Annotated in this window: 13 protein-coding genes, 1 tRNA gene and 2 pseudogenes; 5 read left to right on the top strand and 11 right to left on the bottom strand. The window is 67.0% G+C overall.

What is annotated here, in order from left to right:
• Positions 1-113 precede the first annotated feature (113 nt).
• Positions 114-1,190 (bottom strand): annotated as a pseudogene (locus tag HMPREF2791_RS09925) (adenylate/guanylate cyclase domain-containing protein); the annotation flags it as partial.
• Positions 1,191-1,318: 128 nt separating this feature from the next.
• A pseudogene (locus tag HMPREF2791_RS12390) lies at positions 1,319-1,637 on the bottom strand (adenylate/guanylate cyclase domain-containing protein); the annotation flags it as partial.
• A 37-nt stretch (positions 1,638-1,674) separates the two neighbouring features.
• Here HMPREF2791_RS12390 and HMPREF2791_RS09920 point away from each other — a divergent pair.
• Both HMPREF2791_RS09920 and HMPREF2791_RS09915 read left to right on the top strand, forming a co-directional pair.
• Positions 1,675-2,874, top strand: coding sequence for a DNA polymerase III subunit delta' (locus HMPREF2791_RS09920; protein ID WP_083327980.1), 1,200 nt, complete (start codon positions 1,675-1,677; stop codon positions 2,872-2,874).
• A 65-nt stretch (positions 2,875-2,939) separates the two neighbouring features.
• A tRNA-Thr gene (locus HMPREF2791_RS09915) sits at positions 2,940-3,012 on the top strand.
• On the opposite strand, the gene HMPREF2791_RS09910 is transcribed toward HMPREF2791_RS09915, so the two are convergent.
• The gene (locus HMPREF2791_RS09910; RefSeq protein ID WP_070845202.1) at positions 3,012-4,640 is read right to left on the bottom strand and encodes an AMP-binding protein; all 1,629 of its coding nucleotides are present in this window, start codon (positions 4,638-4,640) and stop codon (positions 3,012-3,014) included. The genes HMPREF2791_RS09915 and HMPREF2791_RS09910 overlap by 1 nt on opposite strands.
• A gap of 53 nt (positions 4,641-4,693) precedes the next feature.
• Between HMPREF2791_RS09910 and HMPREF2791_RS09905 the strand changes: the two genes are divergently transcribed.
• Genes HMPREF2791_RS09905 through HMPREF2791_RS09895 form a run of 3 tightly spaced genes read left to right on the top strand, consistent with a single transcriptional unit; the run spans position 4,694 to position 7,243 of the window.
• Complete coding sequence (locus HMPREF2791_RS09905) at positions 4,694-5,518, top strand: GDSL-type esterase/lipase family protein (RefSeq protein WP_070475338.1); 825 nt, start codon at positions 4,694-4,696, stop codon at positions 5,516-5,518.
• Between the two features lie 10 nt (positions 5,519-5,528).
• Complete coding sequence (locus HMPREF2791_RS09900; RefSeq protein WP_070845201.1) at positions 5,529-6,623, top strand: S-(hydroxymethyl)mycothiol dehydrogenase; 1,095 nt, start codon at positions 5,529-5,531, stop codon at positions 6,621-6,623.
• Entirely contained in the window at positions 6,623-7,243 is a 621-nt protein-coding gene (locus HMPREF2791_RS09895) for an MBL fold metallo-hydrolase (RefSeq protein ID WP_070845200.1), read from the top strand. The genes HMPREF2791_RS09900 and HMPREF2791_RS09895 overlap by 1 nt, the downstream gene beginning before the upstream one ends.
• On the opposite strand, the gene HMPREF2791_RS09890 is transcribed toward HMPREF2791_RS09895, so the two are convergent.
• The 8 genes from HMPREF2791_RS09890 to HMPREF2791_RS09855 are packed head-to-tail and all read right to left on the bottom strand — an operon-like array spanning position 7,240 to position 14,695.
• A complete protein-coding gene (locus tag HMPREF2791_RS09890) occupies positions 7,240-7,584 on the bottom strand; it encodes a DUF2304 domain-containing protein (protein ID WP_070475332.1) in 345 nt (114 codons plus the stop codon). The genes HMPREF2791_RS09895 and HMPREF2791_RS09890 overlap by 4 nt on opposite strands.
• Positions 7,581-8,270 (bottom strand): glycosyltransferase family 2 protein, encoded by a 690-nt coding sequence (locus tag HMPREF2791_RS09885; protein ID WP_070475331.1) that lies wholly within the window; start codon positions 8,268-8,270, stop codon positions 7,581-7,583. The genes HMPREF2791_RS09890 and HMPREF2791_RS09885 overlap by 4 nt, the downstream gene beginning before the upstream one ends.
• Positions 8,271-8,283: 13 nt before the next feature.
• The gene (locus tag HMPREF2791_RS09880) at positions 8,284-9,081 is read right to left on the bottom strand and encodes a glycosyltransferase (RefSeq protein WP_070845199.1); all 798 of its coding nucleotides are present in this window, start codon (positions 9,079-9,081) and stop codon (positions 8,284-8,286) included.
• Positions 9,082-9,085: 4 nt separating this feature from the next.
• Positions 9,086-9,949, bottom strand: coding sequence for a glucose-1-phosphate thymidylyltransferase RfbA (gene rfbA / locus HMPREF2791_RS09875; RefSeq protein ID WP_070475327.1), 864 nt, complete (start codon positions 9,947-9,949; stop codon positions 9,086-9,088).
• Positions 9,950-9,964: 15 nt separating this feature from the next.
• A complete protein-coding gene (locus HMPREF2791_RS09870; RefSeq protein WP_070845198.1) occupies positions 9,965-11,281 on the bottom strand; it encodes a sugar nucleotide-binding protein in 1,317 nt (438 codons plus the stop codon).
• A gap of 1 nt (position 11,282) precedes the next feature.
• Entirely contained in the window at positions 11,283-12,266 is a 984-nt protein-coding gene (gene rfbB, locus HMPREF2791_RS09865; RefSeq protein ID WP_070845197.1) for a dTDP-glucose 4,6-dehydratase, read from the bottom strand.
• A 6-nt stretch (positions 12,267-12,272) separates the two neighbouring features.
• A complete protein-coding gene (locus HMPREF2791_RS09860) occupies positions 12,273-13,451 on the bottom strand; it encodes a hypothetical protein (RefSeq protein WP_070845208.1) in 1,179 nt (392 codons plus the stop codon).
• Positions 13,448-14,695: a M1 family metallopeptidase gene (locus tag HMPREF2791_RS09855; protein WP_070475320.1), complete on the bottom strand. Its 1,248-nt coding sequence runs from the start codon at positions 14,693-14,695 to the stop codon at positions 13,448-13,450. The genes HMPREF2791_RS09860 and HMPREF2791_RS09855 overlap by 4 nt, the downstream gene beginning before the upstream one ends.
• Positions 14,696-14,703 lie beyond the last annotated feature (8 nt).

Below are 14,703 nucleotides of genomic sequence, written 5' to 3'. Positions count from 1 at the left end.
CAACGGCACACGCGTCCCCATGACCACCCCAGGCGCAATGGAACTGCTCTTCGACTAACCACACACACCAAAAACCCGCCCCAAAAGGGCGGGCCCATCGGCATGCCCGAAAACTATGAGCGGTCGGCCATGGTGGAGCGCACCGGGCGCGCCAGCTGCGTCATCTTGCCGCGGCCGCGCAGCTCCACGGACTTCATCAGCGTCCAGCGCTGCTGCTCCACTTCGTTGGCCGCGCGCAGGGTCGCGGCGTTGGTCAGCACCAGCCCCGGGGTGTCCTTCGCCATGTCGGTCAGGCGCGCCGCGGCGTTGACGGCGTCGCCGATCACGGTGTACTCGAAGCGGTCCGAGCCGCCGATGTGGCCCGCAACCACATGCCCGGACGCCACACCGATGCCGGCGCGAAGTTCCTGGCCGGAAAGATCCCGTTGGAGTTCGCGGGCGGCTTGGAGGGCGTGCGAGGCGGCGTCGTGAAGCGAAACGGGCGCCCCGAACACGGCCAAGGCCGCATCGCCCTGGAATTTGTTAATCACGCCCTTGTTGCGGTGCACCACCTCGACGACCACGTCGAAGAAGTCGTTCAGCGCCGCGACAACCTCCTCCGGCGTGTGGTCCACGGCGTAGGTGGTGGAACCGACGACGTCGATGAACAGCACCGCCACCCTGCGTTCCTCGCCGCCGAGCTCCGGGATCTCCTCCAGCGCCTTCTGGGCCACCTCGGCGCCGACGTACTGGCCGAAGATGTCGCGCACTCGCTGGCGGTCACGAAGCCCCTTCATCATCTCGTTGAACCCGGCTTGCAGCACGCCGATTTCGGAGCCGTCGTAAATGTCCACCTGCGTGTTCTGCTCACCGCGGCGCACCCGGTTAATGGCGCCCTGCAGCTCCTTGATCGGGTCCACCACGCTCATGATCACCAGCGCCGTGCCCACAAACCCGGTGGCCATGCCGGCGGTGATCAGCGCGACGATCGCGGAGGTGAGCTCGCCGACAGTGCCTGTGAAATAGCCGTGGCGCTGCGCCACCGTCAGCAACAGAACGCCCACCATCGGCACGGCCGAGGTGGTGAACCAGGTCAGGTAGAGCTGCCACTTGATCGGCGGCTGCAAGGTGGAGTCCTCGAAGCGGCGCGCCAGCGCGGATGCGGCGATGGGGCGCACGAGGCGTTCGGCCTGCAGGTACGTCAGCACGGCGGTGACGAAGGTGGTCAGCGCGGCGGTGGTGAGGACGACGGTGGCCAGGCGGACGTCGACACGCCAAGCCCCCACGGTGACAATCGCGGTGCCGATACCCCACACGCCCACAACGATGATGGTTTGCAGCACCGGCAGCCGCATGACCAGGTGGCGCACCATGTTCGGGTCGTGCCCGTCGGGGTGGCGCTGCCATTCCAAAACGGGCCGGAACAGGTACAGCGTGACCACGATGCCGAGCACGACGGCAACCGCCGCGTAGATCACGCCGATGGCGCCGAGTTGCCCGCCGAGGCCGAGTTCGCGCACTTCCGGCATGGGGATGAGGTAGCGCACGAACAGCATGCACCCGATGGCGGCGATGACGTTGGTTCCCAGCACGGTTGCGGCATACAGGGGCCAGGACGTGCCCCAGAGCCACCGCAGATCGCGCCAGAATCTCTCCATGGTGTATCACCATAGCGCGCGGGTACTGTGATCATCCGTGACTACCCGTAGCGTCAGTGAGCGGCTTGCCGGTACTCCGGCGGTGCGCGAGACAATCATGTCGGCGGCCAAGGCTGCAAGGCTTGGCGACGGCTACGCCATGACCCACGCCTGGCTTTTCACCGGCCCTCCGGGGGCGGGCCGGTCGCAGGCAGCGTTGGCGTTCGCGGCGGCGCTGATGTGCACGGACCCGGTGGAGGTCGGGTGCGGGCGCTGCGAGGCGTGCCGGTTGGCGTTGGCAGGCACGCACACTGATCTGCTGCACGTGGTGCCGCAGCGGGTGAACATCCCGGTGGATTACGTGCGCCGCACGATCGTGCCGCAAGCGGCCCGCCTGCCGACGGTCGCCGCCTGGCGCGTCATCGTCATCGAAAACGCCGACCGGTTGAACACGGACGCCGCCGACGCGCTGCTGAAGACCGTGGAGGAGCCGCCGGAGCACACCGTGATCATCATGTGCGCCCCGTCGGCGGACCCGCAGGACTTCTCGCAGACGCTGCGGTCGCGCTGCCGCCACCTGTACGTGCCGGCGCCAACGGAGGACGAGGTTGTGCGCATCCTGGTCGAGGAGGAGGGCGCGACCGAGCACGACGCGCGGCTTGCCGCGGCGGCGACGATGCGGCACGTGGGCCGGGCGCGGCTGCTGGTGCGCTCCGACCAGGTGCAGAAGCGCCGCTCCATGGCGATCAACCTGGCGGAGTTGGTGTTCCACGGCGCGCAGGCCTTCCAGGCCGTCGGTGCGCTGGTCAAAGCGGCGGAAACCGAGGCGGTGGAGGCCCACAAGGCCGACGACGAAGCCGAACGCGCGAAGCTGGAGAACGCGCTCGGCATGGGAGCCAAGGGCAAGGGCGCGGGCAAGGCGTTGGGGGGCGTTGCGTCGTCGATAAAAGCGCTGGAAGAGGAGCAGAAGAAACGCGGCACTCGCCGCAAGCGCGACATGTTCGACCTGGTCCTGGTGGACCTGGCGGGGGTGTACCGCGACGCCATGATCATCCAGTCCGGCGCGGGGCTTGCCCTGATCCACCCGGACTACGAGGGGCTGGCGCGCGAGATCGCGGAGCGCACCACCCCGGACGCGCTGGTGGAGTGCCAGGAGGCCATCGCGCAGTGCCGCGAGCGGCTGGCGCAGCAGGTGCAGCCGGCGGTGGCGTTAAGCGGGATGCTGGGCCGGATCAGGCTCGCCTGCAAGGTGTCCTGAGCTGCCGGTTTCTCAGTTCTTCCCGCCTGCACTACACTTTCGCGGTGGTGCATCTTGTATGCCCGGCCACTATAGCTCAGTCGGTAGAGCATCTCACTCGTAATGAGAAGGTCGCGAGTTCGATTCTCGCTGGTGGCTCAATTTTTTTGCCTTAAACCGGGCAGGAACCGCGGCACGACCTTGCCCACGGCGTTGCGCGGCAGCTCGTCCACGAAGTGCACGTCGCGGGGGATGGAGTGGTCGGCCAGCCGGGTGCGCACCCAGTCGCGGACCGCGTCGGCGGTGATGTCGGCGTTTTTGACCACCCATACGGCGATGCGTTTGAACATCTCCTCGTCGTCGACGCCGTGCGCGTGCACTTCGCTGACCCCCGGCATGTCCTCGAGGACTTCCACGACGGACTGTGGGTGGACGTTTTCTCCGCCGACGATGATCATGTCGTCGTTGCGGGATTGCACGTGCAGGTACCCGTCGGCGTCGAAGTAGCCGAGGTCGCCCATTTCCACCAGGCCGTCGATCTCCACCATCTCGGTTGCCGGGTTGGTGTATCCGCGCAGCGCTGTTTCGTTGTGCAGGAAGATGCGGCCGGTTTCGCCGGTTGCGACTTCGCGCCCTTGGTCGTCGTAAAGCTTGAGCACCGTGCCGGGCGGGACTTTGCCCACGGTGGTGGGGTCGGCCTGCATCTGCTCGGGCGAGGCGACCGCGGCGAGGGCGAGTTCGGTGGAGCCGTAGATGTTAGCCAGGATCGGGCCGAAGCGCTCGGTGGTGCGGCGCAGAAGCGACGGGCTCACGGCGTTGCCGGCGGAGGCGAGGTAGCGCAGCGAGGACGTGTCGTAGCCCTCGTCCAGGTCCAGCATCTGTTTGAAGAAGATGGGCGAGGAGATCAGCCCGTCGCAGCGGTACTTCTCCACTTGGCGGAAGCACTCTTCCGGATCGAAGATGCGGCGGGTGACAATGGTCGAGCGCGTCGCCAGCGCGACTTGCAGCGCGGACCAGCCCCAAGTGTGGAAGATCGACGCGGTCAGTTGCACGGTGTCGCCTGAGCGCCACGGGATGGCTTCGAGGTAGCCGGCGACGACGAACGGCATGCGCGGTTCGGGCCGCACGATGCCTTTGGGGATGCCGGTGGTGCCGGAGCTCATCAGGACGAGGTTGCCGTGTTTTGGCCAGCGGGGCAGTTGCCTATCGACGTCCCTCCGGTCCACCACCTGCCTGATCGAGAGCCCGGAGCCGCCGTCTTCGTCGGCGCGGATGATGGTGATGCCGTTGGTGTTGGCGGGGAGGCGGTCGGTGAATTCGTCGTCGATGAACAGGACGTTGATGTCGTTTTCGGCGAAAATGCCGGCGAGCTGCTCGGGCGAGGAGCCGATGTTGAGCAGGAAGATGTGGGCACCTGCGTAGCCTTTGGCGGCCAGCGGCAGGATGATGCCGCGGCCGTTGCGTGCCATCACGCCGATGCGCAGCTCGTCCAGGCCGTGTTTGTCTTGCAGCGCGAGCAGCCATTTGGCCAGCGAGCGTGAGTCGTCCCGGAGTTGGCGGTAGGTGAGGACGCCGGTGTCGTCGATAAGTGCGACGCGCTCCGGTGTGGCGGCGGCACCCTGTTCGACTTCGCGGGCGGTGGTGAACCAGTAGCGCGCGAGGTTGGGCGCGAGCGCGAGGGCTGCGCGGGGGCCGCCTTCGGCGCTGACGATGCCGGCGCGTGTAACGGCGGGCACGAAGCGGGCGAAAGACTTGAGTAAGAACAGCGGACGGTGGGTGGGTCGCATGTGGATAATGTAGCCTACTGTTACGCAAGTTTCCCCTGTGAAAGGATTTCGCCGTGTCATTTTCCCGCCGCATCGCCGCAGCCTTCGTCGCGGCGGCCGCGCTTCTCGCCCCGCTTGCTCCGGCAGCGGGTGCGCAAGACCGCAACATGGTCATCTTCGGTGACTCTGTCATCTCCGACCCGAACATGGGCCAGTGGGCGGCCGGCAAGATGGGGCTTGACCCGCGCGGGCGTTCCGACAACGGCACCTGGTGCCCGACCTCGGCCACGAACTGGGGCAAGCGCTCCGCCGCCAAGCTCGGCTTGGCGGCCCGCGACTACTCGTGCACCGGCGTGGTGACCATCTCTAAGGGCCCGGGCCTGTTCCAGCAGGTGGACCGCGCGATCGCAGACCGTGGCCTGTCGCCGGCGACGGCGCGCGTGATCATCTCCGTCGGCTTCAACGACACGTACAACAACACCTCCCGCCCGGACGCCGACATCCGCCGCGACTTCACCCGCTACATGGTCCCGCAGATCAACCGCATCCGCGCCGCGGCGCCGAACGCGCGCATCCAGATCGTGGGCTACCCGAAGATCACCGCCGGCGACCGCGTGTGCCTGTTCCACATCGCCCCGAACACCTCCGATTGGACCCGATTCCAAGACGTGCAGCGTTGGGAGAACCTCGCGCAGTGGATGCAGGTGGACACCGCCCGCGCCGCCGGTGTGGAGTTCTTGGACCTCAAACCCTCCACCTGGCACAACAACATGTGCGCCCCCGACAACAAGCGCATGTGGGCCGGCCTGGTGGACTTCTACGGCGGCCCGGGCAACCTGCCCATCCACGTCAACCAGCGCGGACACGAGCACGTGGCAAACGTCATCGCCCGCTCCTAGTCTTGGGGACATGACACAGACTGTTCAAGGAGTAATCGCCCGCGAAAAGGGCGCCCCGGTCGAGGTCGTGGACATTGTGATCCCCGAGCCCGGCCCCAACGACGTGGTGGTGAAGGTCCAGGCCACCGGCGTGTGCCACACGGACCTGGCCTACCGCGACGGCGACATCGAGGACGCGTTCCCGTTCCTGCTCGGCCACGAGACGGCCGGCGTGGTGGAAGCGGTCGGCGAGGACGTCACCCACGTCGCGGAAGGCGACTTCGTGGTGCTGAACTGGCGCGCGGTGTGCGGCGAGTGCCGCGCCTGCCGCAAGGGCGACACGAAGAACTGCTTCAACACCCACAACGCCTCGCAGAGCATGATGCTTGACGACGGCACTCCGCTCACCCCCGCACTCGGCATCGGCTCGTTTGCAGAGAAGACCCTCGTGCACGAAAAGCAGTGCACGAAGGTCGACCCGGAGGCAGACCCGGCGGCGGCTGGCCTGCTCGGCTGCGGCATCATGGCCGGCCTCGGCGCCGCCGTCAACACCGGTGACGTGCAGCGCGGCGAGTCCGTGGTCGTGTTCGGCCTCGGCGGCGTGGGACTTGCGGCTGTGGCCGGTGCGGCGTTGGCGGGGGCGACGACGGTGGTGGCTGTAGACGTCGATAAGCGAAAGTGCGACGCTGCATCCAAGTTCGGCGCCACCGACGCCATCTGCGCCAAAGACATGAGCGAGGACGAAGTCATCGAGGCCGTGCGCGAGCTCACCGGCGGCTTCGGCGCCGACGTGGCGATCGACGCCGTGGGCATCCAGCCCACCTGGCGCCAGGCGTTCTACTCCCGCGATTTCGCCGGCCGCATGGTCATGGTCGGCGTGCCCAACCAGACCGACCACGTGGACATCCCCGCGATCGACCTGTACGCCCGCGGCGGGTCCATCAAGCCGGCCTGGTACGGCGACTGCCTGCCGGAGCGCGACTTCCCGGCGTACGTGGAGCTGTACAAGCAGGGCCGCTTCCCGCTGGGCGAGTTCGTCTCCGAGCGCATCGGCGTGGGCGACATCGAGGAATCCTTCGAGAAGATGAAGCGCGGCGACGTGCTGCGAAGCGTGGTGGAGTTCTAATGCGCATCGATAACGTCGTTACTTCCGGCCTGTTCAAGCTCGACGGCGGCGAGTGGGAGGTGGACAACAACGTCTGGATCGTCGGCGACGACTCCGAGGTCTACATCATCGACGCCGCCCACAACGCCGAAGCCATCGCCGAGGCGGTGGGCAACAGGCGCGTGAAGGGCATCCTGGCCACCCACGGCCACTCCGACCACATCGACGCCGCGCCTGAGCTGTCGCGGCTTGTGGGCGCCCCGGTGTACCTGCACCCCACCGACGGGTTTTTGTGGCAGCGCCAGAACCCGGGCGCGCACTACCGCCAGCTTCTCGACGGCGCCACGTTTACCATCGCCGGCACCGACCTGCGCGTCATGTCCACCCCGGGCCACTCGCCGGGCTCCGTGGTCATCTATGCCGAGGAAGCCGGTGAGCTGTTCTCCGGCGACACCCTGTTCCAGGGCGGGCCGGGCGCAACAGGCCGGTCATTCTCCTCGTTCGACACCATCATCCACTCCCTGCAGAAGTCCGTTTTGGACCTGCCGGCGGAGACGGTGGTGCGCACCGGCCACGGCGACCACACCACCATCGGCGATGAGGCGCCGCACTTAGAGGAGTGGATCCGCCGCGGCTTCTAGCGCTCCGCGTCCTGCTCCGGCGCCTGCGCGTTCTGCAGCGCGACGGCGCGGGCCAGGCGGGCGTAGCGCAACTCCTGCTCGCGGAAGCGCGTCCACGTGGAGATGGTGACGAAGAAAAACGCGACCACCAGCACGTACAGCATCAGGTCGGTGCCGCGGGCCACGCCCAGCCAGTTGGCCAGCACCGTGACGTCGTCGGGGCGGGCGATTGCCCAGATGGCCGCGACGATCATGAGGGCGAAACCGATCTTTACCCAGGCTTTGGCGTTAGCTTTGCGTCGATTAGCAAAGAAGTACCAGGCCAACGCGACAACCGCGAGCAGCAACAACGCCTGAATCATGGCAACCTCCTTGCAACGAGCCCGTCGGCGAGGATGTTCACGCCGTTGATCAGCGACTGGCCCTTCGACATCGAGTACTCCGTGTAAAGGATGTCCACCGGCTCCTCGTCCACGCGCCAGCCGTGCTTGTCGATCATGGACACGATCTCCGAGGCGTGCGACATCCCGTTCATGCGGATGTTCATCTCCTCGGCCACCTTGCGGTTGAACGCGCGCAGCCCGTTGTGCGCGTCCGTGAGACCAAGCTTCTTCGTGCGCGGCGACAGCATCACCACCGTCTTGAGCACCGCGCGCTTGATCCACGGCACCTGCGAGTTGTCCTGGCCGGCGAACCGCGTGCCGACGATGATGTCCAGCGGCTCAGTGCGCAGCCGCTCGATCATTCGGACGACGTCCTTTTCCTGGTGCTGGCCGTCGGCGTCGAAGGTGACGAAGTACTGCGCGCCGGGCTGGGCGCGGGCGTACTCCACGCCAGTTTGGATTGCCGCGCCTTGGCCGAGGTTGACCGGGTGGTCCACCAAATGCGCCCCGGCGGCGCGGATCTGCGCCGCAGAGTCGTCGGCGGAGCCGTCGTTGACGCCCACGATGTTGGGGAACGTCTCGCGCGCGTGCGTGAGCACGTCGAAGATGACCGTGCCCTCGTTGTAGCAAGGCACGATCAGCCAAGTGTCTGAAAATCCGCTCATGTCGGAAGTTAGGTTACTCCCCGCGGTGGAACAAAGCGGCGTACACGCGCCGGAGCACACCTGTGGGAAGTGCGCGGTATGCGGTGCGCGCCGCCAGGTTGAATGCCGCCCGCGGGCGCGAAACCAGCCCGTAGGCGACCAAGTTGCGCTGCATCTTTGCCTCCGCGGCGAGCATCTCGCGGCCGGTGCGGCGGGAGAACTGCGCGTCGGTGACCTGGAAGTCCGTCAGCGCCTCGGGCAGGTTGCGCACGTGCCAGCCGCCGGCGATCAGCCGCGCGTAGAGGTCGTAGTCTTCCATGAAGTGCACGTCCTTATACCCGCCGACCTCCTTGACCGCTTTCGTGCGCAGCATCACCGAGGGGTTGTTCACCGGCGAGTTCATCTTCGCGTAGTCGTGCGGGTTCTCGGGCAGAGCGCGCACCTTGCCGGTGTCGCCCGGCGTGTCCGCGAACTCTTCAACGGCGCTGCCCAGCGCGCCGACCTCCGGGTGCGCCTCCAAATACTCGAGCTGCCGGGCGAAGCGCTCGGGTTTCGCGGCGTCGTCGGAGTCCAGCCGCGCGGTGTACTCGGAGTCGATCGTGGCCAGCCCAGCCTGCGACGCCGGGCCCGCGCCCACATTCTCCGGCAACCAGATAACCCGAGCTTTTTGCCTTGCGACGACCTCCCGCACCCCCTTACCCACCGGCCCATCCGCCACAATGACCAGCTCGTCTGCGGGCCGCGTCTGCGCCTGCAGGGAGTCGAGGGCGCGCTCAAGGTCGTTCTCGTCGGTGCCGTGGTAGACGGTCACTAGTGCCGTAATCCTCGCCATTGTTTTAGTCCCTTGCTGCGTCGATGAGGTAGCGGCCGTAGCCGGATTTCAGCACCTGGTCGCCTAAGGCCTCCAGCTGCGCGGCGTCGATGAAGCCTTCGCGGTAGGCGGCCACCTCCGGCGAGCCGATGACGGTGCCGGTACGTTTCTGCAGCACCTCGACGTAGGCGCTGGCCTCGCTCATGGAGTCGATGGTGCCGGTGTCCAGCCATACGTCGCCGCGGTGCAGGCGGTGGACTTTCAGGTCGCCGCGGCGCAGGTACGCCTCGTTGACGGAGGTGATCTCCAGCTCGCCGCGCGCCGACGGTTCGATGGATTTGGCGATTTCCACAACGTCGTTGTCGTAGAAGTACAGCCCCACCACGGCGAAGTTGGACTTCGGCGCGTCCGGTTTTTCTTCGATGGACAGCGCTGTGCCGGCGGCGTCGAACTCGACCACGCCGTAGCGCTGCGGGTCCGAGACCTCGTAGGCGAAGATCGCCCCGCCGTCGATGTCGCGCACCCGCCCGAGCGCCTCCGAGATGCCGTTGCCGTCGAAGATGTTGTCGCCGAGGACCAGCGCCACCGAGTCGTTGCCGATGAACTCCTCGCCGATCAAAAACGCCTGCGCCAGCCCCTCGGGGCGGGGTTGTTCGGCGTAGTGGAGCATGATGCCGAGACGTGAGCCGTCGCCAAGCAATCGCTCAAAGTTCGGCCGATCCTCCGGGGTGGTGATGATCAAAATCTCGCGAATACCCGCGCTGATCAGGGTGGATAGCGGGTAGTAGATCATCGGCTTGTCGTAGATGGGCATGAGCTGCTTCGAGATGCCCTGGGTGATCGGGTACAGGCGCGTGCCCGAGCCGCCAGCGAGGATGATGCCCTTCATGACAGGGAAGTCTAGCTACCGCAGTGCGACGTAGAGCGCGAGCGCGGCGCGCCAGTTCGTCGGGTTGAAACCTGCGGCGGTGATCTTGTCTAGCGCCAGGGTGGATTCGCGCGGGCGGGGCGCTTCCACCCCGAATTCGGCGCCGTACTGCTCGGTGGTCACGGGGTGGACGTCCGCGGGGTCGCCGCCGACGGCCACGAACACCGCCATGGCGATCTCGTCGCGCGTGGCGGCGTCGCCGTCGGAGGTGATGTTGTACACGCCGTACTCGGCACCCGTGGAAAGCAGGTGCGCGATGCCTTTGGCCAGGTCTTCGGCCCAGGTAGGGCGCCCGCGCTGGTCGCAGACGACCTTCGGCGCGACACCGCGATCAGCGAGGTCGGCCATGGCGGACATGAAGTTGCGGCCGTCGCCGAACACCCAGCTCGTGCGCACCACATAATGCTTCCGCGCCACCTGTGCGGCGGTGTCGCCCGCGGCCTTGGACGCGCCGTACGCGCTCAGCGGCGACGGCACCTCAGCTTCGTCGTGCACCTCGACGGTGCCGTCGAAGATGTAGTCGCTGGAAACATGCACGAGCGTGAGGTCGTGTGCATTGCTTATCGACGCAAGCTCCGCCGGCGCCGCCGCATTCACCGCCCATGCCCCGGCCCGGTCGTCCTCCGCGCCGTTGACGTCGTTGTAGGCGGCGCAGTTCACGATGGCCCAGTAATTGGCCCAATCCAGTTCGGGCGGGTTCGTGATGTCGAACTCGTCATGGCCCACGAAGTGGGCCTGGTCCTCCGACCAGATCTGGCGCAGCGCGCGCCCCAGCTGGCCGTTGGCACCGGTGACGAGGATGCGGCGTGGGGGCAGCGGAGTGGCGTCGCAAAGCAAAGGGTGCTCGAGGTCCTTGGCGGAAAGCTCGGTGGGCTCGAGTGGCCAGTCGATTTCCTTGTAGGAGCAGAACGCGCCGCCGGGGGAGTAGCGCTGGTTGACCAGGTAGATGTAGGTGGTGCCGTCCTCGAGCGCCTGGAAGCCGTTGGCCACGCCACGGGGGACGAACACGGCGGTGTCCGGGCCGATCTCGCAGGTGAACTTCTCCCCAAACGTGGCGGAGCCTTCGCGCATGTCCACCCACGCGCCGAACACGCGGCCGGTGGCCACGGAGACCCACTTGTCCCACGGCTCGGCGTGCATGCCGCGGGTCGCGCCGCGCCGGGCGTTGAAGCTGACGTTGTGCTGCTTCGGGGTGAGTTTCTGTCCGGACCAGTTCTCCTTGAACCAGCCGCGGTTGTCCTCGTGGACGGTGAGCCGGTGGACCTCGAGGCCGTCGATGGTGGTGGTCTCCATGTCACTGTCCCCTTTCTGCGTACCCGCGTTCGATGCCTGCTTTGTCGTCCTCCCACCACCAGCGGTTGTCGGTGTACCAGGCGATGGTCTGCTCCAGCCCGCTGCGCAGATCCGTGTGCTGAGGCGCCCAGCCGAGCTCGCGGCGCAGCTTGGTGGCGTCCATGGTGTAGCGCTGGTCGTGGCCGGGGCGGTCTGCGACGTGGACGTATTCGCCGCCCATCAGCTCGCAGATGGTCTCGATGACCTGCTTGTTCGTGACGTGAGTGTCGCCAGGCAAGCTCGCGCCGATGTTGTAGGTTTCGCCGATGCGCCCGCGCTCCAATATCGCCAGGACGGCGTCGTTGTGGTCGTCCACGTGGATCCAGTCGCGCACCTGCGCGCCGGTGCCGTAAAGCTTCGCGGGCTGGCCGGTGAGGATGTTGGTGATCTGGCGGGGGATGAACTTCTCTATGTGCTGGTAAGGCCCGTAGTTGTTGGAGCAGTTCGAGATCGTCGCGCGCACCCCGAACGAGCGCACCCAGGCGCGCACGAGGTGGTCGGAGCCGGCCTTCGTCGCCGAGTAGGGCGAGGAGGGGTTGTACGGCGTGGTCTCGGTGAACGCGTCGGTGCCGCCGAGCTCGAGGTCGCCGAATACTTCGTCGGTGGAGATGTGGTGCAGCCGCTTGTCAGACTTCCGCACCGCCTCCAGCAGCGCAAACGTGCCGTTGAGGTTGCTGTGCACGAACGCGGACGGGTCCCGCAGCGAATTGTCGTTGTGGGATTCGGCGGCGAAGTGGACGACGGTGTCGGTGGCGGCCACGAGCTCGTCGATAAGCGATTGCTCGCAGATGTCCCCCTCCACGAACTCGATGCCCTCGGGCAGGTTCGCGCGGTTACCTGCGTAGGTCAGCTTGTCCACGACGGTGACGCGAAAGCTTTGCGACGCCTGACGGACAAAATTCGCCCCAATGAATCCAGCACCGCCAGTGACCAGCAAACGTTCCATGGCCAGCTACCTTACAAGGCCCGCCAGGTGCACGAGCGCGCCGACTATCGGCCCGGCGAACAGCGCCACCACCACGGTTGTGGCTACGCCCCACGGCGCGAGGAAGAGCACGGCGAATGCGGTGGCGGTGGCGGCGAGCCAGCCGGCGACGTAGAACGCGTGGCGTTCCAGCGCGAGCACGGCCACGCCGGTGATCATGAGCATGCCCATGAATGCGGAGGCGAAGGTGAGCAGGCCGAGCGTGAGGCCGCCCACGAACAGTTCCGGCTTGTACGCCACCCGCAGGATCCACGGGCCGATGAGCCAGGCCGCCGCGAAGCCGATGAGGCCGACGCCCAGGATCGCGCCGACGGGGGCGGCAAGCGCCCTGTAGACGGTGTCGCGGCGCTCCACGAAGCGCACCACCAGCGCCGATTGGAAGCGCTGCAGCGGCACCAACACCGGGGCGCGGGTGAGCATGACGGCGTTGTTGATCGCGGCGACGGTAGCCCCTGCGGTTGCGGCGGGGAAGGCTGCGGAGGCGGCGGTGGGAAAGCCCGTGATCAGTGCGGCCGACGCCCCGGAGGCCACCATGGCGGAGCCGACGCGGCGCGCAAACGCCCGGCGGTCCACGTCCAGCTGCACCCGCACCGGGGCGAGAACCAGGATCACCGCCCAGCTCAGCGCGCCGATGACGGTGATGGCCAAAAACTCCACCAGTCCGCCGCCGAGCGCCCACACCACCACGGCCAACACGAGGCGCACACCGGAGTCCAGGGCGACCAGCGCGGCGTAGCGGTTCCACAGTCCGGAGCCGCTCAGGATGCCGGATAACACCGCCTGGAAGGCGTAGCTGAGCAGGCCGAACGCCAACAGTCCCGTGGCCGCACCGGGGTGAGTGGGCACGATGCGGCCCATGGCGGCAAGCCCCGCCAGCAGCACCACCGCCGCGACAACCGCGCCGACCGCGGCGCCGAGCTTCCACGGGTTGGCACCGCCACGCACGTCCGTCTCGCGCGAGGCGGCCACGGCGCGGGTGGTTTCCTGCGTGATGCCGTCGATGAGCCCTGTGCAGGCGAAAAACAGGCCCCAGTAGGCCAGGAAAGCGTTGTAGCCGTGCTCGGCGTCCAGCGCCCAGCTGGCAATCCACATGACCACAAAGCCGCTGGCCGCGGCGAAGATGGTGGCCAGGGAGAGGTTTCTCACGGGCACTCCGGAAGTTCGGGGTGCTGGATCCACGCGTCCAGGATGGGCGAGATGTCAGCGCCCTGGCGCTTAAACGCGTTGACCAGGTCGAACGTTTCCACGATGCCGTGGGCGTTGGTGGCCACGTAATCGCGCACCGCGTTGAAAAAGACGGTGTCGCCGAAGGCGCGCCGCAGCGCGTGCAATGTGATGGCGCCGCGCTTGTACACGCGGTCGTCGAACATGTCGCGCGCGCCCGGGTCGGCCAGGGTGAACCGCATCGGCGTGAGTTTGTCGTAGTGGGTGCGCACGGAGGCGTCGATAGGCATCTGCCCCGTAAAGTCCGCCCACAGCCACTCGGCGTAGCAGGCGAAACCCTCGTTGAGCCAGATGTCCTCCCACTGCGCGATGCCCAGCGAGTTGCCGAACCACTGGTGCGCCAGCTCGTGCGCGATGAGGCGCTCGTTGCCTCGCAGGTGGTTCACGCCGAAGATGGACAGCCCCTGGGCCTCGAGCGGGATCTCCAGTTCCTCTTCGTGCACGACCACCTGGTAGTTCTCAAACGGGTAGTGGCCGAAGACGGATTCGAAGTAGTCCAGCATGGCCTGCTGCTTGTCCAGGTCGCCCATCTGGGTCGCCGCCGGCAGCCACGCCACCGTGTTGCGCCCCAGCTCCACGCGGCGGAACTGGCCCACCTGCACCGTGGCCAGGTAGGTCGCCATCGGGCGGGCGGTGGTGTTGGTCACCGCCATGTACCCGCGGTCCGCGCGCACGTTGAAGGTGTAGGTGGCTTTCTCGTCCGGGGTGTCGTCGCAGGGGAACCAGGACGGCGCGCCGTCGGGCTGGTTGGCGGTCAGCGCGCCGTTTTCCAGCTCCTCCCAGCCCAGCATTCCCCAGGCGGTGCGGCGCGGGCGCGGGGAGCCCGCGTAGCGGATGCTTAGCTGCAGCTCCGTGTCCACCGGGATGAACTGGTCGAAGGTGATGCGCAGCTTGCCGCCGTGGTGGCGGTAGCGCTTGATGCCGAAGCCGCCAGACACCTCCACGCGACGCACGGACAGGCCCTGGGTGAGGTCGAGGGTGAGGTGGTTTAGCTCGCGCCAGGTGCTCAGCGTCAACGTCGCAGTTGCTTCGAGACGGTTCGGGGCAACCTTGTAGTCAAAATCCAGGTCGTAGTGCGTGACGTGGAAGCCCAGGTTGAACTCCACGCCGGTGTAGCGGTCGCGGGTTCCGGGGATGGGGGTGGAGCGAAGCCTCAGGTTTCTCATCGCCGGGA

The organism is Corynebacterium sp. HMSC034A01, from assembly GCF_001838175.1.
GTDB lineage: Bacteria > Actinomycetota > Actinomycetes > Mycobacteriales > Mycobacteriaceae > Corynebacterium.
Note: the sequence above shows the minus strand (reverse complement) of the source record. Positions and strands in the feature narration are given on the sequence as shown.